Annotated in this window: 17 protein-coding genes; 7 read left to right on the top strand and 10 right to left on the bottom strand. The window is 61.7% G+C overall.

What is annotated here, in order from left to right:
- Positions 1–339: 339 nt before the first annotated feature.
- On the bottom strand, positions 340–975 hold the full coding sequence (locus tag V6M50_RS06320; RefSeq protein ID WP_332817703.1) for an NADPH-dependent F420 reductase: 636 nt from the start codon (positions 973–975) through the stop codon (positions 340–342).
- A 619-nt stretch (positions 976–1,594) separates the two neighbouring features.
- On the opposite strand from V6M50_RS06320, the gene V6M50_RS06315 reads away from it, so the two are divergent.
- From V6M50_RS06315 to V6M50_RS06305, 3 genes are all read left to right on the top strand, one after another.
- Positions 1,595–4,033: a TonB-dependent receptor gene (locus V6M50_RS06315; RefSeq protein ID WP_332817702.1), complete on the top strand. Its 2,439-nt coding sequence runs from the start codon at positions 1,595–1,597 to the stop codon at positions 4,031–4,033.
- A gap of 140 nt (positions 4,034–4,173) precedes the next feature.
- Complete coding sequence (locus V6M50_RS06310; protein WP_332817701.1) at positions 4,174–4,596, top strand: nuclear transport factor 2 family protein; 423 nt, start codon at positions 4,174–4,176, stop codon at positions 4,594–4,596.
- Positions 4,597–4,682: 86 nt separating this feature from the next.
- Complete coding sequence (locus V6M50_RS06305; RefSeq protein ID WP_332817700.1) at positions 4,683–5,873, top strand: alpha-hydroxy acid oxidase; 1,191 nt, start codon at positions 4,683–4,685, stop codon at positions 5,871–5,873.
- Between the two features lie 186 nt (positions 5,874–6,059).
- On the opposite strand, the gene V6M50_RS06300 is transcribed toward V6M50_RS06305, so the two are convergent.
- Positions 6,060–6,797 carry a glutathione S-transferase family protein gene (locus V6M50_RS06300; protein WP_332817699.1) on the bottom strand — a complete coding sequence of 246 codons (738 nt, stop codon included), beginning with the start codon at positions 6,795–6,797 and terminating at the stop codon, positions 6,060–6,062.
- Positions 6,798–6,943: 146 nt separating this feature from the next.
- On the bottom strand, positions 6,944–7,363 hold the full coding sequence (locus V6M50_RS06295; RefSeq protein ID WP_332817698.1) for a nuclear transport factor 2 family protein: 420 nt from the start codon (positions 7,361–7,363) through the stop codon (positions 6,944–6,946).
- Between the two features lie 275 nt (positions 7,364–7,638).
- Here V6M50_RS06295 and V6M50_RS06290 point away from each other — a divergent pair, with 275 nt between their 5' ends.
- On the top strand, positions 7,639–11,136 hold the full coding sequence (locus V6M50_RS06290) for an indolepyruvate ferredoxin oxidoreductase family protein (RefSeq protein WP_332817697.1): 3,498 nt from the start codon (positions 7,639–7,641) through the stop codon (positions 11,134–11,136).
- A 41-nt stretch (positions 11,137–11,177) separates the two neighbouring features.
- Here the strand turns inward: V6M50_RS06290 and V6M50_RS06285 are convergent, their stop codons facing one another.
- The 7 genes from V6M50_RS06285 to V6M50_RS06255 all read right to left on the bottom strand — a co-directional run bounded on the left by V6M50_RS06285 (position 11,178) and on the right by V6M50_RS06255 (position 16,403).
- Entirely contained in the window at positions 11,178–11,321 is a 144-nt protein-coding gene (locus tag V6M50_RS06285; RefSeq protein WP_332817696.1) for a hypothetical protein, read from the bottom strand.
- A gap of 65 nt (positions 11,322–11,386) precedes the next feature.
- Positions 11,387–12,019 (bottom strand): TetR/AcrR family transcriptional regulator, encoded by a 633-nt coding sequence (locus tag V6M50_RS06280; protein ID WP_332817695.1) that lies wholly within the window; start codon positions 12,017–12,019, stop codon positions 11,387–11,389.
- Positions 12,016–12,744, bottom strand: coding sequence for a GntR family transcriptional regulator (locus tag V6M50_RS06275; RefSeq protein WP_332817694.1), 729 nt, complete (start codon positions 12,742–12,744; stop codon positions 12,016–12,018). The genes V6M50_RS06280 and V6M50_RS06275 overlap by 4 nt, the downstream gene beginning before the upstream one ends.
- Positions 12,644–13,498 (bottom strand): 3-hydroxyacyl-CoA dehydrogenase family protein, encoded by an 855-nt coding sequence (locus V6M50_RS06270; RefSeq protein WP_332817693.1) that lies wholly within the window; start codon positions 13,496–13,498, stop codon positions 12,644–12,646. The genes V6M50_RS06275 and V6M50_RS06270 overlap by 101 nt, the downstream gene beginning before the upstream one ends.
- 31 nt (positions 13,499–13,529) lie before the next feature.
- Positions 13,530–14,312 (bottom strand): SDR family NAD(P)-dependent oxidoreductase, encoded by a 783-nt coding sequence (locus tag V6M50_RS06265; RefSeq protein WP_332817709.1) that lies wholly within the window; start codon positions 14,310–14,312, stop codon positions 13,530–13,532.
- Between the two features lie 7 nt (positions 14,313–14,319).
- Positions 14,320–15,096: an SDR family oxidoreductase gene (locus V6M50_RS06260; RefSeq protein ID WP_332817692.1), complete on the bottom strand. Its 777-nt coding sequence runs from the start codon at positions 15,094–15,096 to the stop codon at positions 14,320–14,322.
- Positions 15,093–16,403, bottom strand: coding sequence for an acyl-CoA dehydrogenase family protein (locus tag V6M50_RS06255; protein ID WP_443030488.1), 1,311 nt, complete (start codon positions 16,401–16,403; stop codon positions 15,093–15,095). The genes V6M50_RS06260 and V6M50_RS06255 overlap by 4 nt, the downstream gene beginning before the upstream one ends.
- 188 nt (positions 16,404–16,591) lie before the next feature.
- Between V6M50_RS06255 and V6M50_RS06250 the strand changes: the two genes are divergently transcribed.
- From V6M50_RS06250 to V6M50_RS06240, 3 genes are all read left to right on the top strand, one after another.
- The gene (locus V6M50_RS06250; RefSeq protein ID WP_332817690.1) at positions 16,592–17,587 is read left to right on the top strand and encodes a phosphotransferase; all 996 of its coding nucleotides are present in this window, start codon (positions 16,592–16,594) and stop codon (positions 17,585–17,587) included.
- A gap of 161 nt (positions 17,588–17,748) precedes the next feature.
- Positions 17,749–18,603, top strand: a complete 855-nt coding sequence (locus tag V6M50_RS06245; RefSeq protein ID WP_332817689.1) for an SDR family oxidoreductase — start codon at positions 17,749–17,751, stop codon at positions 18,601–18,603.
- A 29-nt stretch (positions 18,604–18,632) separates the two neighbouring features.
- A complete protein-coding gene (locus tag V6M50_RS06240) occupies positions 18,633–19,841 on the top strand; it encodes an acetyl-CoA C-acyltransferase (RefSeq protein ID WP_332817688.1) in 1,209 nt (402 codons plus the stop codon).
- Positions 19,842–19,848 lie beyond the last annotated feature (7 nt).

The raw sequence follows: 19,848 nt of genomic DNA, 5'->3' as shown, positions 1-19,848 counted from the left end.
GTCGACGGCGGCCTGGCCCAGATCTGATCCCGCTACGCCCGGCGAGGCGTTCCATCGGAACGCCCCGCCGGGCTCGGCAACGGAAGCTCGGTTTTCTGGAACATTGTCGGTCAAAATCGGGACCGATGGCGATCCTTTCGATGCGCGAACGGGGATTCCGCCAGGCAGCAAATATATGGTGTGGTGCCGGTTTGGATGCCGGCACCACGCGGTCCTGGCTTGGCGCGTCCCTCCACCTCTTTCGGCATCGCGCAGTCGTCCGCGCCCGGCCGCCCCCGGACGGTGCCGGGCTGCGTTTTCAAGGCTCGACAGGAAGGCCAGATCTATGGCTTAGCTTGGTTACTCGGGTTCGCGCATCCGCTGGACAAAGTGGAGCTCGACACCCGACAGGGGAGCGCCCACCTCATGCATCGCACCGCCGGCCGCGAGAGAACCCAGGTCAAGAGCGGCGAAGCCTGCGTCATTCAGAAGGTCGATGACGACCCGTTTGGCCTCAGCGTCGTCGCCCGAGGCGAAGAGCACGGTGCGAGGCTTGGTTTTGCTGAAGTCGCTGATCCAGGCCATGGGCATGTTACTGATCGATTTGACCAAGCGAGCGCCAGGTGCCCAGGCGCTTAGAATTTCGCTGGACGTGCGACCTGATTTCGCCAACTCCTCGCGCGACTTGGTCACACCCTCAAGACTGATGTCCGTGCCGACATGGGCATTCGTTGCATCGATCAAGATCTGACCGTCCCATTTGAGTCCACGCACGGCATTTTCCGCATCGCCCCAGCGGACGGCGAGCACGACGATATCCGCGCCGAGGATCTCGTCCCTTGTTACCGCCGAAGCTCCTTCTCCAAGTTCGGCAATGACGTCGGTCAGCGTCTCTGGACCGCGCGAATTTGAAATGAGGACCTCATGGCCACTTGCGAGCATATGCCGTGCAATTGTGCGAGCGACATTTCCAGCTCCTATGAAACCAATGCGCATATACAAATCTCCTAAAAGTTGACCGATGCTGGGATGTGCCGAGGCTTTGCACACAGGTCTTTGGTGCTAGTCATCGCCGGATGGTTCCATGAGGGCCGTTTTATCATGTTCGTCTCAATCCGAGTCAGAGCTTCGTCCTTAAATACGGGTGAGACCCACCGCGCCGCGGGAAATTGAATGCGGGATCCGGTCTCCCATCCTGTGCTCCTTATCTAATATATTAACTAATAGAGCCGTCTGGTCAATATTGTTGTCGAGGGACATGTGGGCTTCAAGCAGCCCGATGGGGGTTCTGTCGGTATTTCGCCGCCGTTAGGGGTTCTCGTTCTCGATCTGGCGCACTCGCAAGCTGCGAACCAGCCGGTTCTACCGGGATTAATACGCGGTAGAGATTTTCAGGCGGCCAGCGGTGGCCGGCCGACCGCTGACGCTGGGCAGGTCGCGTGGCAAAGCATCCGCTTGACTCTATTTTTTATGCTATTATGTTATGCCCATAGATAATAATGATTGCTTACTCGGGGTCGAGGCTGAAACGCGCGTCCAAGCATGCCAAATCGGCAGCTGGGCTCGCCGGCCGAGACACCGGTACGATAAAATCAAACATGATGGGAGCGGGATTATGAGGAAAGCACTTGCAGTTTGCTGGGCGAGTTCCGCGGCTTGGGCGGTGACCACACCGGCCTTGGCTCAGACGGCCCCATCGACCGTCGCGGCTCCGCAAGAACAAGCTTCCGAAGCCCCGGACGAGCAGCCGTCCAGTGGTTTCGGCGACATCATCGTTACGGCGCAAAAGCGCAGCGAACGCCTAAACGACGTGCCTCTCTCAATTACGGCGGTAACTGGCGAGCAGCTGACGACAGCTGGCGTTTTGTCGCCGGAAGATCTGGTCAAGGTCGTACCCGGCTTCTCATATGCGCGAACTCTGTTCGGCGCGCCTTCGTTCATCATCCGCGGCGTGGGCGTGACCGACAGCTCGTTGAGCCTTACTCCCGCGGTTAGTGCCTATGTTGATCAGGTCCCTCTGCCGTATCTCGTACAGGCTTCGGGGGCAGCATTTGATCTCGAACGCGTCGAGGTGCTTAAGGGCCCACAGGGCACGCTCTTTGGGCAAAATTCGACTGGCGGCGCGGTCAATTTTATCGCCGCCAAACCGACCGACACGTTCCAGGTCGGCGGCAGCTTCACTTATGGTCGCTACAACCAGGCCGATATCGAAGCGTTTGTCAGCGGGCCGATCACCAACACGTTGCGCGGTCGCCTCGCGGTGCGCCATGAATCGCGCGACGGTTGGCAGGTCAGCGTGACGCGCCCGGACGATCGTCTCGGCGTTCGCGATTTCACCGAGGCACGGGCGTTGCTCGACTGGGAACCGAGTGACTCTTTGAAGTTCGAACTCAACGTCAATGGTTGGAAAGATCGCAGCGATACCCAGGCGTTCCAGTTTCAATCGCTGTCGCCCCAAGCTCCGCCAGCCGCCGGCGGTGCCACCGAGTTTGTCGATGCGGTCGCTCCCATTTATACACAGCCTACCGCCCGGAATCCGCGCTTGGCGGACTGGGGCGTCGAGCTGGCGCCCGGTCTTCCCGCATTCTATCAGCAGGGCGCTCCAGGTTCGAGCCTGCGCAAGGACAGCAGCTTCGTGCAGGTCTCGCTCAAGGGCGATGTCCAGCTGACGGACACCGTGAGCTTGACGTCGATTTCGGCTTTTTCGCACTACAAGCAGTCCAGCCCGTTCGATCTCGACGCGACCAAATATTGGCAGGGAAACTTCCGCATCACCGGAGATATTGAAAATATCTTCCAGGAGCTGCGCCTGGCTGGCGACATGGACCAGCTGAAGTGGATGATAGGCGGCAATTATTCGCATGATGCGGTCGATGAAAACCAGCTTTACCAGCTTGCCGGCAGCAACTCCAACATCGCCGGTTTCCGCTTTGCCAATGCGCAAAGCGACTTTTCGCACCGCGTCACCACATTCTCGGCTTTCGGTGACGTGCAATATGAGATTGTGCCCGATCTGACGGCGCAGGCCTCGGCCCGCTATACCAATTACAAAGACAATTTTCGGGGTTGTTTGCGCGACGCGATCGGCGACCAGTGGTCGACGGCGCTCCAGAATCTGGCGAACAACATTCTGGGCGCCAGCCCCTCGCTTACCTTCGCGCCCGGCCAATGCCTGAGCTTGCATCTCGATAGCGCGCCAGGCGTCGCTCCGCCGACGTTCTCCGTGCCCCAACCTGTGACGAGGTCGCTTCAGGAGGATAATATTTCGTGGCGCGGCAGCCTGAGCTGGAAAATTTCGCCCAATGACATGATCTACGCGAATATTACGCGTGGCTATAAATCGGGGGGCTTCCCGGGCGTCGTGGCGCTGTCGGATGACCAGTTCGATCCGATCGGGCAGGAATCTGTTCTCGCCTATGAAGCCGGCTTCAAGGTCGCCTTTGCGGATCGCAAGATCCAGCTGAACGGAGCGGGCTTCCGGTATGACTACACCGGCAAGCAATTGATCAGCTATGTGCCCAATCCCGCCCTCGGACCGTCGCTCGCGCTGGTGGCGATCCCGAAGTCGCGCATTACGGGGTTCGAGCTCGACGCGACGGTTCGCGCGACGCAGGAGCTTACGCTCAGCGCTGCGGCGACCTACATCGACTCTAAGGTGACTTCGTCGTTCAACGCCTTCACGCCGCTCATCGTCCCCAAGGACATTCGCGGCGAGCAACTGCCTAACACACCGAAATGGCAGCTCCAGGGCGGCGTCGATTATCTCGTCCCGATGTCGTCGGCGATCGACCTCCACCTCGGGGCTAATGCACGGTACCAGAGCTCGGCAAATTCGTCCTTCGGGGACGAGCCATCCTTCCTGATCCGTGGTTATACGATCGTCGATGCCTTCGCGGGCATTGAGAGCTCGAACGGCAAATGGTCCGCGCAGTTGTGGGGCCGTAACCTGACCAATAAATATTATTTGACCTCGATTCTGCAAGGCGGCGACACGATCGGTCGGACGACCGGCATGGGGGCCACTTACGGAATCACCTTGAGCTTCAAATATTGAGCTCCCTGACCGGCGGGGCCTCGTCGAGTGAGGAAGTCGCTCCGGTTTCCCCTATTTCGTAGGGCCGGATCGACAGGTGGTTCGGCCTCGGTCGAGACACGCGTCAAAGCAAGCATACGGACTGACAGGAGTGGCATGATATGAGTGGAAGCGACAATGTGGCAGCGGCCCGGAAGTTTATCGAACTGATGGTGACCGGCAAGGACTATGATAACTGGGGGCCGATGATCGCGGAGGATGCCCAGTTCCTTAAACCGTTTCATCCGCCGGGCTTCCCGAAGAAGACCGCGGGTCGCACTGACTGGGTAAACACCGCGAGGGAGAGCTTCAAGGTTATCGAAGAATTCCACTGGATCGACCTTGATCTGCATAACACCGACGAGCCGAGCGTTGTTTATGGAACGGCCAAGTCCACTGCCAAACTGTCGGGCGGGCGGACGTACGAGAATGAATATGTTCTCATCGTCAAATTCGAGGGCGGCCTCGTCAAAGAGTTCTGGGAGTATCTCGACCCACTCCCGGTCATGGAGTCCTTCGCTAAGGAAACAGACGGCGCAGACTAGGGACCGCTCATTTTAAACGCTGTGGGCGAGCGGAAAAGAGACCGGCTGCCGCAATAAAGGCAGCCGGCTTGGGAGAAGGTAGCGAAATGGTCAGCACGATATCGAAGATTCTTTCAGTCGACGATGCGCAGGAGCTTGCGCGCCGGCGCTTGCCGTCGTCACTCTACCAGTATCTCGTCGGCGGTGCGGCCAACGCAAAGACGCAGGATTTCAATCTCGAATCCTTTGACTACACCACATTCAGAACTCATGCGGCGGTATATAACCAAGCTATCGACCTTGAAACGACGGTGCTCGGGCACAAATTGTCGATGCCTATATTGACGGCGCCGACCGGCAACATCCGAATGATCCACAAGGATGGCGAGGCGGGTGTTGCGGGCGTGGCTGCGGACGCTGGGATAATCAGCTGCCACAGTTCGGCTTGCGGTCATTCGGTCGAGCAAATCGGCGCGGCCGCAAAGGGTCATCCGTTCTTTTTCCAGCTCTATTTCATCGGCGATCGCGACACGATCGAGTTCGCGATCGAACGTGCAAAACACGCCGGATGTGCGGCCATCATTCTCACCGTCGATACGCCCGGTTATGTTCCGCGCGAACGCCCGTTTCGCGAGCGTCGCAATATCGTGGGCGGGTCCGGCCTTTCGCACATGATCAAGTTCCTGCCGCAGGTCCTGACGAAGCCCGCATGGGCATGGGACTATGTCAGAGACGGAATGCAGCTGGACTGTCCGATGGGCATGACGCGCGCTGGCATGAAGATGGACATGTTCGGCGCTATCGGGTCGGTGCTGAACCCGGCCAGTCCAGTTCCCGCTTGGTCTGACATAAAGTGGATAAAAGAGGCCTTTGGCGGTCCCGTGATCGTCAAGGGCATCCAAAGCCCCCAGGACGCTCGCAGAGCGGTGGATGCCGGCGCTTCCGCGGTCGTCGTCTCCAACCATGGCGGCATGTCCGTCGATGGAACTCCCGCCACGATGCGGATGTTACCGGCTGTCCTCGACGCTGTCGGCAACGAAATCGAAGTATTGCTCGACGGCGGGGTGCGGCGCGGCTCGGACGTGCTCAAGGCCGTCGCGCTGGGCGCGCGAGCGGTGCTGATCGGACACGCCTATCTCTACGCACATGCTGCCGCCGGTTCGGATGGCGTGCGCCACCTGCTGGAGCTATTTCGTGGTCACATGGATCAGACGCTTCGCTATATTGGTTGCCCTTCCATAGCAGAACTCAATCGGGAATATCTGTTCGACTACCCGCGTTCGGAAAACCCGCGATAGCCGCGGGCGTCGGGTTCCCAAAATCCGTGCGGATTGCGCGGACTTCGTGGGTCTCGAGCGCGGACCTTGAGCCTCCGCCCACGACTCCGGCGCGGAAAATTCGCTCTACAGCTTGTCGCTAGCGGACGGGCTCGGCCGCCACCCGCAGAATTGTCGCATACCCACCGAAATGAGCACCCAGCGGCATCACCCCAGGGCGCTGCGACTGGCTATCCCCCGCGCATGGACGCCCCGTCCAAAGACCAGATCGAGAACGTCTTTCGAAACGTCCGACGGCGACGTCGTGACCTTTCCGATTTTCTCGATAGCTGCGATCGCGCGCAGCGTGGCCGGTCTCGACGCTATTTTGGCGGCCCATTGGGTAAGCTTGGGATAGTCGCCCTCAACGGCTGGGCCGAATATTCTGACGAGCGACCGCGTCCATGGGAAGGTTGCGATGTCCGCAATCGAGTAGCTGCCTCCGCCGAGCCATTCGGCCTCGCCAAGGCGCGTCTCGAACGCACCGAGTATGCGATGTGTCAGCGTGCTATAGCGCGAATGCGCATAGTCGCTGACATTCGGCGCAAAGAGATGGAAGTGGCACAGCTGCCCGAAAATCGGTCCAAACCCGCTCATCTGGACCATGAGCCATTCAAGAACGCGGTACCGCTCCGGTAATTCGACCGGCAGTAGCTTTCCCGATTTCTCGGCCAGATACATCAGGATCGCGCCGGATTCGAAGATCGTGAGCGACTGTCCGTTCGGGCCATCCTGATCGACGATGACCGGAATTTTTGCGTTCGGATTGAGACGGACGAAGTCCGGAGAGAAATTTTCTCCCGCCATGACATCGACCGGCTGCGCATCATAGGTGAGGCCGAGCTCCTCCAAAGCGAGGTAGATCTTTAGCACATTGGGGCTATCCGCCGCGTAAAGGGTGATCACCGCACATCCTTTTCAGAAATCTGTCGATCGCTATCGGAACGCGTCGCGCCGCTCGGGACCGCATACGAGCCTGACTGCAAAGGCGGGCCCAGGCTGATCCTGGGACGCGGCTGTCGCACGCCGCGCCGCAGGATCGGGATGGCGCATCACGCGGCGCGCTGAGCAGCCGCTTCCGGAAAGCCGAAAATCTCGCCGGCGTGATAGGTGTCCAGATACTCCCTCATCGCCGAGATCTTCCCGTCGCGCAGGAACAATAGCATATGCCAGTGGCCGTTGTAGACCTTGCCATTCTGCAAATGCATGCGGCCGACCATCGTGACGCTCACGCGGTCGTCTTCGGCCGTAACATCGCCGACCTCCAGCGTCATCGGTTCGGCCAGCGTGCTGAACATCGCCGACATTGACTGAAGCCAGTCGTCCTTGAGGCGGGTGCCGGAACCAATGGTCGTCGGTGACACCCAGAAGGTGGCATCGTCGGTCGTCGAAAGGGCCAGGCAATTCAGGTCGCCGGTCTCGATGCCCTTGATGAAGTCCCGCACAATAATCTTGTTAGCCTCGGTGCCCATAACTTTCTCCACAGTTGAACGTATCGTTTCCGCGGCCCCGTTTTGCCGTGTCCGGTCGGGTCCGCTTATTGCCGATCGCAAGCCGAATTCACTCACTTGGACTTCGACCGGAGGACGGCGACATCGGAGGAATCATTGCGCTCCGACGATCTTCGACGCCGTTGCATGGATATCAAAAGCTATTTATCAAAGCCAGAAGAAAAATAGCTATACGCTTGCCGATAGAACGTATATCGATATACGCGCTTTCCAACAACCGCAGTGGACATATTCTCATGATCGATCTTGTTGACCAGCCCGACCAAGCCAATGCGGCAGTTTCGCCGACGACGTTGTCGGACCGTTTTGACAAGCGTTCCGGCCGGATTCTTATCAGCGGCGTCCAGGCGCTGGTTCGCCTGATGCTGATCCAGGCCGACCGCGATGCCTCTGTTGGGCTCAAGACAGGCGGATATGTGTCGGGCTATCGTGGCTCGCCTTTGGGGACGCTGGACACCGCATTCGCCGGTGTGGGAAAGCAGGCCGCGCAGCGCGGTATCGTGGTGCAGCCCGCGGTCAACGAGGAACTCGGTGCGACGGCCATCGCGGGAACACAGCAGATCGCTCAAACCACCGGTGCGCGGGTCGAGGGAATCTTTTCCCTATGGTATGGAAAAGGCCCGGGTCTCGACCGTGCATCCGATGCGCTGCGCCACGGAAATTTTCAGGGCTCCTCGCCGCACGGGGGCGTGGTGCTGGCCGTTGGCGACGACCATGTCGCCAAATCCTCGTCGATAGTTTGCTATTCGGACGATGTGGTGGCCGGCCTCCAGGTCCCGCTTCTCTATCCATCGAGCCCCGCCGAGATAATCGCATACGGCCTCCATGGCTTCGCCCTGTCGCGGCATACGGGATCCTATGCTGCGTTGAAGATTATCACCGAAGTTGCGGATTCGACGCGGGCGATCGATACCGATGAGCTGGCTGTCGATCCGATCCTTCCGGAAATCGATGTTCCCGCGATAGGACTGCACAACCGCTGGCCAGAGACCCCGCTCGAGCAGGAGCTGCGGCAGATCAACTACCGGCTGCCGGCAGTCGCTGCCTATGTCCGCGCCAACGGCCTCGACAGGACGGTGCTCAAACAGCCGGGCGCGCGGATCGGGTTGGTTGCCGCCGGCAAGACCTGGCTCGATCTTCTCGAGGGGCTAAGGCTTGTTGGCCTCGATCAGGATCGGATGGCGGCGCTGGGCATTGCCCTCTACAAGCCTGCGTTGATCTGGCCGCTCGAACCGCAGGGGCTAAGAGCCTTTGCGGGCGGTCTTGATACGCTCGTCGTGGTCGAGGAAAAGGGCGAATTCATCGAACGGCAGGTGAAGGCAGCTCTCTACGGCCTCCCGGCAGCACCGGCCGTCTGGGGCAAGCACGGCCCGGCTGACGTCGCCCTCTTGCCCGCCGTCGGGGACATCACGCCGGAGAGGATCGCTGCGGCGGTCGGCGAGCTGCTTGCCCGGCTGATCGGGGACAAGGCCCTGGAGGACGGCGCTGGCGCGGCCCACAAGACGCTTGCGTTGCAGGAACGTTTCGCCACGCCACCGACGCTGCGTAAGCCCTTTTTCTGCTCGGGATGCCCGCACAACCGCTCGACTGTCGTGCCGGAAGGAAGCCGCGCACTGGCGGGAATCGGCTGCCACGGTCTCGCTGCCTACAATCGTCCCTTCACGGGCAGCTTCGCTCAAATGGGCGGGGAGGGCGTCCACTGGATGGGACTGGCTCCCTTCACCGATGAGAAGCACATCTTTGCCAACATGGGCGACGGGACCTATTTCCATTCGGGGCTCCTCGCGATCCGCCAGGCCGTCGCCGCCAAGCTCAACATCACTTACAAGCTGCTTTACAACTCGGCCGTTGCGATGACGGGCGGACAATCGGTCGACGGCGAGCTCTCGATCGACCAATTGATCGACCAGATCCGAGCAGAGGGCGTCGCTACCGTCATTTTATCCACCGACGATCCCGACCGCTACGGGCCGGACCATCCCGCGCGCTCCAAGGTAGAACGGGTGGAGCATCGCGACGATCTCGAGGCACTTCAGCTTGAGCTGCGCGAGCGCGAGGGTGTCAGCGTTATCGTCTATGAGCAGATGTGCGCAACGGAGAAGCGGCGCCTGCGCAAGCGCGGCAAGCTCGCCGATCCCACGACGCGGGTCTTCATCAACGAGCTGGTTTGCGAGGGCTGCGGCGACTGCTCGGCCAAATCCAATTGCCTGTCGGTGGAACCGGTCGAGACCACCTTCGGTACCAAGCGCCGCATCAACCAGTCGAGCTGCAACAAGGATTATAGCTGTGTCACCGGGTTCTGCCCGAGCTTTGTGACGGTCGAGGGCGGTTCGCCGCGCCGCGCCGCCGTAAAGGAGACTGTGCTCGACACCGAGGCCTTGCCGCTGCCGGTTGCAACGGCCCGCCATCATGAACGGATCGTCGTCGCCGGTGTCGGCGGAACCGGCGTCGTGACCATCGGCGCGCTGATCGCCATGGCCGCCCATATGAAGGGCGGCGAAGTCGGCGTGCTCGACCAGGTGGGCATGGCACAGAAAGGCGGCGCGGTCGTCAGCCACATTCATGTGGCGAGGGAGCCGGTGACGGCTCTGCGCATCCCGGCAGAGGCGGCGTCCCTGGTGATGGTCTGCGATGAAATCGTTGGCAACAGCCGGGATGTGATGGCTGCGATTGCGCCGGGGATAACGCCCGTACTGGCGAATGCGGACATCTCGATCACCGGCGATTTCACCCAGAACCGTGAGGCTAAGCCGGATGCCAGTCTGTTGACGGGCCGCTTGCGACGGCGTGCCGGAGAGGAAAATATTTTCATCTATCCATTCACCCAGCTCTCCTCGCGGTTGCTGGGAGATGCGATTGGATCGAACCTCATGATGGTCGGCTTCGCTTGGCAGAAGGGTTGGTTGCAGCTCGATCTCGAAGCGTTCGAGGCGGCGGTCGCCCTCAACGGCACTGCGGTCGCGATGAACCGTTCGGCCTTCGCATTTGGCCGAAAGCTTGCGGTTGATCCGGAGGCGGTGTTCGCCGCCGCGGGTCTGTCGGACGGCGCCCTCGATGAGGCGGGCGAAGACAAGAATATCGTGGCTGATCGGGCCCGGTTCCTCGCCGCCTATCAGGACGACGCCTATGCCGCCCGTTACCGCAATATCGTGGACCGCGTTGCGCAGGCCGAGGCCGCTTTGAACGGTGACGGAGCGCTTTCTCAGACTGTCGCGAAGGGCTTGTTCCGCGTGATGGCGTACAAGGACGAGTATGAAGTCGCTCGCCTTTATACGGAGGGTAGCTTCGCTCGCTCCATCGAGGACGCGTTCGAGGGCGACGTCAAGCTGACCTTCCACATGGCGCCGCCTATGCTCGCCAAGCGCGACAAGGCGACGGGTCACTTACGCAAGCGCGAGTTCGGCGCATGGATGATGCCACTGTTTCGCGTGCTCGCAAAGGGCCGCAGGCTGCGCGGCACGCGTTTCGATCCGTTCGGTTACACGGCGGAACGCAAGACCGAGCGCCGCTTGATCGCGGATTATGAGATGCTGATCGACCGGCTTCTGGCGCGCCTCGGCGGTGCGAACCTTCCGGAAGCCGCGCGTATCGCGGGGCTGGTACTCGAGGTTCGAGGCTATGGGCACGTCAAGGACAAGGCCGTCGCGGCATACGAGCCCTTGGTCGCGGCGGCGATGCAAGCCTATGGCGCGAGCCCGGAACTCGCCGGAAGCCCCATCAGAAAGGCTGGCTGAACGGCTGTCCTGCCGGTCTGTCCTAGGGCAGGTTAAACTGCTTATTGTGCGGCGCCGAAGCCGGACTTGAACGTGCGGCCGATGAAGGTCATCGCAAGCGACAGGGCAGGCCCGCAGCAGTCGACGTCGGGAAGCACCGCGGACGCCGTCCCGGTGCCGCAGCCTTTCACGAAATCGCCAGCCATTTGGCATGCCTCAGTCTTTTGGGACGCTCGCGGCACCCGAGCATATTGTCCGTTCGTTTGCTCGCTTACCGGCCCGGCCAGATCGCCAACGCTGTTTCGGCCATTCGGCGAAGATCCGCGGCTTTGGCGCCATTTGCAGCCTGCAGGCAAAGACCCTGGGCAATGGTCCATAAAAGACGCGCCAGGGCAACCGGATCGATCGGATCCGGCAAGTCGCCAGCCGCCTTCGCTGCTTTGAAGCGCTCGACAAGTGCGGTCTCGGACGCAATCCGCCTTTCCATCGCCGCGGATCGCACCGACGAAATCTGGCCGCCTGAGGGCATCGTCGAATGAAGGCTCAGGCAGCCCGCGGGCCACCGATGATCGGCCTGCGATTTCAAGGCACCGAACAGAAGCGCCTCGGCGACACCCTTGGCGGTCTCGGCTTGCAACGCGATGCGCGTGTAACCGAGCCACTCGCGCTCATAAAGGTCGAGGGCCTTGAGGAACAAAGCTTCCTTGTTGCCAAAGCGGGCATAGAGGCTAGGTTTGTTGATACCCATCGCCTCGGTGAGCGCCGTCAATGAGGCGCCATCATAGCCCCGCTCCCAAAACACCAGAAGCGCGGCGGCAAGCGCTTCTTCAGGATCAAACTCCAGCCGGCGACCCCGCGATGCGGCCGATGGGTCCGATGCCGCCGCAGACGCCGCCGGGCTCATCGAAATGCGCGCAGGCGGTCGATCGCCCGCCCCAGATGTGCCCGCGCCGCGGCTTCCGCTTCGCGCGGCCGTCCAGCGAGGATCGCATCCGTGATACGTCGATAATCGCCCCGCCACCGCGTCTCGTGGGCTTTCAGCACCGAGCGGAACTGGACCCGGATGAGGTGGATCCGCACGGTCGGCAACACGCGGCTTAGCTCCAGGTTGGACGCCATCGCCGTGATCGCGCCATAGAAACTGTCACGCGCGATGCCAAAGTCGGCCCCGGTCGCGTCCGCGTCGAACGCGAGGATCGCTTCGAGCGACTTGACGAGCCTGTCACCCTGCGGGATTTGAGGCGCGCGTTCCGCAGCGAGGCGGGCGGACAAGCCGATCAGCGTCTGCGCTACGATCAATGTGTCGATCGCTTCTTCGATGCCGAGCACGCGTACCTGGGCGCCGCGCTGGGGCGTGAGATCGACAATCCCCATGGCTGACAACGCATTGAGAGCCTCGCGAACCGGGCCACGGCTTATACCGTAGATTGCGGTAAGCTGCGCTTCCTGCAGGCGCTGGCCGGGCTCGTAGCGACCATCGTATAGGCCCTTTACGATGTCCCGGACAACGCTTTCTCGGGTGCGTCCGTTACGCGCCGGAATTGAGCCAGCCGGGTTTGCCTTTGCCTCCGCCGTAGCCGGCGAGGACGCGTTGCTTGAGAAGGGCGGGGGGACGGAATCTTTCACCATAGGCCTCTTGCATGATCTCCTGCGCTTGCACACACAAGCTTGACGTCACGGCATCCATGAGCGCGAACGGGCCGATCGGATGACCCAGGCCCAGGCGGCACGCGGTGTCGAGATCTTCTGGCGTGGCAACGCCTTCCTCGACGAGTTTCACCGCCTCGATCATGAAGGCGTGCAACATACGATTGACGGCGAAGCCGGCAACATCCTTCACTCGGACCGGGGTCTTCCCGATTTCCCGCATCGCGCTCATCGCGGTCTCGACCGTCGTCTCTGCCGTATCGAAGCCCGTGATCACCTCGACGAGCTTCATGCGGGAGACCGGCGAGAAATAATGCGTCCCGATAAATTTGGCCCTGCGCGCGGCGGGCAATTCGGCCGCAAGTGTGGAAATCGGGATGGTCGAGGTATTCGAGGCGATCAGGCTGTCGGCGGGGCATATCTCGTCCAGCGCCTTCAGCACCAACGCCTTGACATCGTGCGCCTCGAAGACTGCTTCCGTCACGAACTCGCGATCGGAGAACGCGGCAAGTTCCACGGTCGGCCTGATACGCGCGAGCGTCGGCTCGACCTCCTCCACCTTGTAGAAGCCGCGCCCGACGCCTTTTTCCATGAGCGTTCGCAGCCGCGCCGTGGCGCGGTCGAGGCTCGTCTGGTTGTGATCGTTCAGCAGCACGTCGTCGCCTGCCAGCGCGAATGTGAGTGCGATCTCCGCGCCCATCAGGCCCGCGCCCACAACACCAACTTTTTTGCTCAAAACTTTCTCCTGAAAAAATGCCGCTGCTGGATCAGACTCCGCCGGCCGTCACCGTCGCTCCGCCATCGACGATGAGCGTCTGGCCGGTCATGTATCGGGATGCATTGGAGGCCAGGAAGACGGCCGCACCCGCTATGTCATCGGGTTCTCCGATCCGTCCGAGCGGCGTACCGGTCAATGCCCTGGCGAGATTTTCTTCATCTTCCCACAGCGCCCGGGCGAAGTCCGTCCGGATCAAACCGGGTGCGATACAGTTCACGCGGATCCCATAAGGTCCATATTCCGTCGCAAGGTTGCGGGCCAACTGGAAGTCGGCGGCTTTCGAGACATTATAGGCGCCGATAACCGGCGACCCGCGCAGGCCACCGATGGACGAAATGAAGATGATCGAACCCGACCGCCGTTCGATCATTTCGGGCGAGACGAGTGCCGACAGCCAATGGCTCGAGAGCAGGTTGTTGCGCAGGATCTTCTCAAACTGCTCGTCGGAAATCCCCGCCATGGGGCCATGATAGGGATTTGAGGCCGCATTGCAGACAAGGATGTCGATCGAGCCGAGCGCATCGCGTGCGCGGCCAACGAGGCGCTCGATGTCGGCCTTTTCCCCAATGTTCGCTGGAATGGACGTGGCCCGTCCGGCGCCGCGTGCGTTGATCTGCGACGCGACCTCATCGCACGTCTGCTGCTTTCTCGATGAGATGATCACATTTGCACCCAGCACCGCGAGAGATTCGGCAATCGCCTTGCCGATACCGCGCGATGATCCGGTCACGAGTGCGCCCTTGCCGGCGAGATCGAAAGAGGTCGTGCCCACCAAGGCCTCACATAGCCGAAATGCCGCCGTCGAGCTTGAGCTCGGCGCCGGTCATGAAACGGCTTTCGTCCGAAGCCAGATAGACGACCGCGTGGGCGACATCGTCCGGCTCGCCCAGTCGGCCCAGCGGAACCTGCTTCGCCAGTTTTGCCATCACTACGGCCTCGTCGCGGTCGCCGACCAGGTCGTTGAGGATTGGCGTGCGCACGAACGCCGGATGCACGGAATTGCAGCGGATATCCCAGCCCTGGCGAGCGCAATGCAGCGCGACCGATTTGCTCAGCAGCCAAACGGCCGCCTTGGAGGCGTTGTAATTCGCGAAATTGTGCGAGGCGATCAACCCGGCGATCGACGACACATTGACGATGGAGCCCGGCTGATGCTCGCGCATCAGCGCCAGGGCGTGCTTGGTCCCTAAAAAGACACTGTCGGTGTTCACCGCCATGCCTTGGTGCCATTCATCGAGTGTGAAGTCCTCGACCGATCCGGTCAGCACGATCCCGGCATTGTTGACGAGTACCGAGAGGCCGCCAAGCTGCTCGCCGACATAGGTTATGACATCGACCCAGTCGCTCTCGCTCGTGACATCGTGCCGCGCAAAATATGCAGCATCGCTGCCGAATTCCTCCGAAAGTGCCTCTGCGACGGCCTTCACGCCGCTCTCGTTGCGGTCCGTCAGCAGCACGCGCGCGCCTTCGCCCGCGAGCCGCCGGGCGATCGCCGCGCCCAATCCCTGCGCCGCCCCGGTGACGAGCGCGAGCTTGCCTGAGAGCCGCCCGCTCATGCGTCGAAATCCTTCGGCTTGGGCCACAGGCCGTCGCTTGCCATCCGCTCGGCCTCCGCCAATGTCAGCACGTCGCTGAACCCCCCCGACAGCGCAGGGTCGGTGTCGCGGTAGCGCTTGATCTCGAGCCGGCCAATCTGGTTGCGGTGCACTTCGTCGGGCCCGTCGGCCAGACGGAGCAGGCGTGCCGTGGCGTATGCCGCGGTCAACAGATGGTCATTGCTGGTCCCGCCGCCGCCGAACATCTGCATCGCCGAATCGATGACCTTCTGCGCCATGAGCGGCGCCGCCACCTTGATCATCGCGATCTCGCGCCGGGCAGCCTTGTTGCCGACGGTGTCCATCATCTCCGCCGCTTTCATGGTCAGGAGGCGAGCCTGGTCGATCGCGACGCGCGCCTCGGCAATTCTCTCCAGCGTAACCGTTTGGTCGGAAAGCGGTCGCCCGAACGTCGTTCGCTGGTCCGCGCGCCGACACATGCGCTCGAGGATGCGCTCGGTCAGTCCGATCAGCCGCATGCAGTGGTGAATGCGGCCCGGCCCCAGGCGGCCCTGCGCGATTTCGAAACCGCGCCCCTCGCCGAGCAGCATGTTCGATGCCGGAACGCGGACATTCTCGAAAAGCACCTCGGAGGCGCGATCGGGAACGCCGTAGAAGCCCAGGACCGGAAGCGCCCTGATGACGCGAACCCCGGGCGTCGCGCGCGGTACGAGGATCATCGACTGGCGGCGATACGGGTCGTCGCCCTCGGGCTGGTTCTTGCCCATGAAAATGATGATTTCGCACGCCGGGCTGGTTGCGTTGGTGGTGTACCACTTGCGCCCGTTGATCACATAGTCATCGCCATCCCGGACGATCGTGCTGCCGATATTGGTGGCATCCGACGAAGCGACTTCGGGCTCGGTCATCGCGAAGGCCGAGCGAATCTTGCCTGCAAGCAAGGGCTCGAGCCACTGCGCCTTCTGTTCGGCCGTGCCGTAGCGCAGGATCGTTTCCATATTCCCTGTGTCGGGCGCCGAGCAATTGAAGACTTCGGGGGCGAAGAGGCTCCGCCCCATGATCTCGCACAGCGGGGCATAGTCGACATTGGAGAGGCCTTGCGGATCCTCTTTGACGGGCAGGAAGAGGTTCCACAGTCCCGCCGCGCGCGCCTTCGGCTTCAGCTCCCCGACGACCGGATACACCGACCACGGCCCGAGACGCTCTGCCTCGAGATAATAGCGCCGCTCATTGGGGTAGATGTGCTCGGCCATGAATCCCTTCAGGCGTTCGGCGATGGCAGCGCTCCGGTCGCTCGATTCAAACATCACAGTTCCTTGACTCTCGGCATTGCAGATTGTCCTACATTGTGGCATCAAAATATCCCACATGGCAAGCGGCGATCGGCTCCGGGTGAATTTTACCCCGGAGTTTCGACAGGAAGGGTTTGAGGCAAATGTCTCGAGTAGCGGAATCAACAGAAGAAGCGCAGAAAAACCCGGATACTGAACGGATTTTGCCAGCGCTTGAGGCTTGGCTTGTTTCACATGTCGCGGGTTTTCGGGGCGGCGGTGCGCTGCAGAAGTTCGGATTCGGACAGTCGAACCCGACCTACAAGCTGGTCGCCGATTCGGGCCAATATGTCCTACGTAGAAAACCTTCCGGTCCGCTGCTCCCGAAAGCTCACGCGATCGAGCGCGAGTACCGCGTGCTCCACGCGCTCCACGACAGCGATGTTCCCGTTCCCAAGGTTCTCGCCTTTTGCGACGACAACTCGATCCTGGGCTCGCCCTTCTACATCATGGATTACGTCGACGGACGGATCTTCTACGATCAGCGGCTGCCCGGCATGGCACCGCATGAACGCTCTGCCATTTTCGATGCCATGAACGCGACCGTCGCGAGCCTTCACCTAGTCGAACCGCTCGCCCTGGGGCTGGAGGATTTCGGCCGCCCCGAGCATTTCGTCGAACGGCAGGTCGCCACCTGGACCAGGCAATATCGCGCCAGCGAAGGGGCTCGCTGCGAGGCGATGGAGAGGCTCATCGAGTGGCTGCCAGAAAATTTGCCACCGGAGCAACCCGCGCGAATTTTCCATGGCGATCTGCGTCTGGACAACATGATCTTCCACCCGACGGAGCCACGCGTTATCGCTCTGCTCGACTGGGAGCTGTCCACGATCGGAGATCCCCTGGCGGACTTCGCCTATCACAGCATGGTCTGGCGCGTCGGTGCCGATCTATTCCGCGGTTTCGGTGATCTCGACCGAGCGGCCATGGGGATTCCGGAAGAGGCGGACTATGTCCGTCGATACTGCGAGCGGACGGGGCGAAAGGAAATTCCCCAGTGGAATTTCTATCTCGCGTTCAGTCTTTTCCGCGTAGCGGCGATCCTTCAGGGAGTCTGGCGCCGGAGCCAGGACGGGCAGGCCAGCAGCGCAGATGCGGCGACCGTAGGCGCCAAAGCCCATCCATTGGCCGAAATCGGCTGGCAGATCGCGCGTGAAGGCTGAGCCGGCTTGCCGCGCTGCTATTCTCCATCCGGGCAAGGGCCTAATGCAAGGACGGCGCTGGCAAACGCTTCGGGCCGCTGGGGGGGTGTGCCGATGAAGCGGCGCGCGATCTCAGCGGCTGCGACGTCGGCGCTTCCGTTGCGATTTACGGACTTGCCGACATGACGGCGCAGACGGATCTGAAGGGCAAGACGCTTTTCATCACTGGCGGCAGCCGCGGCATCGGCCTGGCGATCGCGGAGCGGGCAGCACGCGACGGCGCCAATGTCGTGATCGCCGCCAAAACGGCAGAGCCTCATCCCAAGCTCGAAGGGACGATCTACACCGCCGCCGCGGCAATCGAGAAAGCCGGAGGACAGGCGCTTCCGCTGGTACTCGACGTGCGCGATGCCGATGCGATCGACGCGGCCGTCGCACGCGCCGCGCAGCATTTCGGCGGATTGGACATCTGCGTCAACAATGCATCCGCGATCGATCTGGCCTCGTCCGAACAGATCGAGGTCAAAAGGTTCGACCTGATCCAGCAGATCAATATGCGAGGGACCTTCCTGGTGTCGCGCGCCTGCGTCCCGCATCTGCGCAGGAGCGTCAATCCGCATGTGCTGACGCTTTCGCCGCCGCTCACGCTGCGCCCCGACTGGTTCGCACATCATCTGCCTTACACGCTCAGCAAATATGGGATGTCGATGGTCACTCTCGGCATGGCGGAGGAGTTCAAAAGCGATGGCGTCGCCTTCAACGCACTCTGGCCCCGCACCACCGTCGCAACGGCCGCAATCAAGCATGTACTGGGCGGCGATGCGCTGATGAATCGATCGCGGCTCCCCGCGATCATGGCCGACGCGGCGTATGCCATCTTCTTGCGTGACGCCCGGGCTTTCACCGGGAACTTCCTGCTCGATGACGATGTGCTGCGCGAGGCGGGCGTCACCGATTTTGCACCCTATCGCCATGACCCTGCCGCCGAGCTCCAGATCGACATCTTCGTTGCTCCCGACGGGCAACCCATCCCCTGACCGCAATCTTTTTGAAAAGCGAGACCAGTATGCCCAAGCGCGAAGCCGTCATTGTTTCCACCGCCCGCACGCCCATTGCCAAGGCCTATCGCGGGGCGTTCAACGACACCCAGCCGCAGACACTCGGCGGCCATGTCATCCGGCATGCCGTCGACCGGGCGGGTCTCTCGTCCGGCGAGATCGACGACGTCGTCTTTGGGTGCGCGCTCCAGCAGGGTGCAACGCAATCCAATGTCGCGCGCCAGGCAGCGCTACGGGCCGGGCTGCCGACCTCCGTTGCAGGGATGAGCATCGACCGTCAGTGCGCGTCGGGGCTGATGGCCATCGCCACTGGAGCCAAGCAGATCATGGTCGACGATATGGACATCGTCGTCGCTGGCGGGGTGGAGTCGATCTCGCTGGTTCAGAACGATCATATGAACATGTACCGCGGGCAGGACCCGTGGTTGGTGGAGCACCGCCCGGACATCTACATGGGAATGCTCGAAACCGCGGAGATGGTAGCCCGTCGCTACGATATCGGCCGCGAAGCGCAGGATGTGCTGGCGGCGGAATCCCACCAGCGCGCCGCCGCGGCAACCGCCGCCGGCATTTTTGCGGACGAGATCGTCCCGCTCCCAACTACAATGGCCGTGACCGACAAGGCGACGGGCGAAACCAGCCTTCGCGAGGTGACCCTTACCGAGGACGAGGGGATGCGCCCCGGTACGACGCGGGAAGGCATTGCCGGCTTGCCGCCGGCGTACAAGGGCGGCCAGGTCCTGGAGCCCGGCGGCACGGTCACGGCCGGCAATAGCAGCCAGCTCTCCGATGGGGCCGCAGCGCTGGTGCTCATGAGCGCAGTGGAAGCCGGTCGGCGCGGCCTGCAGCCGCTTGGCGCCTACCGCGGCATGGCGGTAGCGGGATGCGATCCCGACGAAATGGGAATCGGTCCCGTCTTCGCCATACCCAAGCTCCTGAAGTCCCATGGACTGAAGGTCGACGATATCGATCTTTGGGAGCTGAACGAGGCCTTCGCCAGCCAGGTCATTTACTGTCGGGATACGCTCGGCATCCCGAACGAGCGCCTGAATGTATCCGGCGGAGCGATAGCCATTGGACATCCATATGGAATGAGCGGTGCGCGGATGACCGGACATCTTCTCCTCGAGGGCCGCCGCCGCAAAGCCAGATATGGCGTGGTGACGATGTGCGTTGGCGGCGGGATGGGCGCCGCCGGTTTGTTCGAAATCTATTGAGAGGATC

Origin of the sequence: Sphingopyxis sp. (assembly GCF_036675685.1) — a bacterium.
Taxonomy (GTDB): Bacteria; Pseudomonadota; Alphaproteobacteria; order Sphingomonadales; family Sphingomonadaceae; genus Sphingopyxis.
Note: the sequence above shows the minus strand (reverse complement) of the source record. Positions and strands in the feature narration are given on the sequence as shown.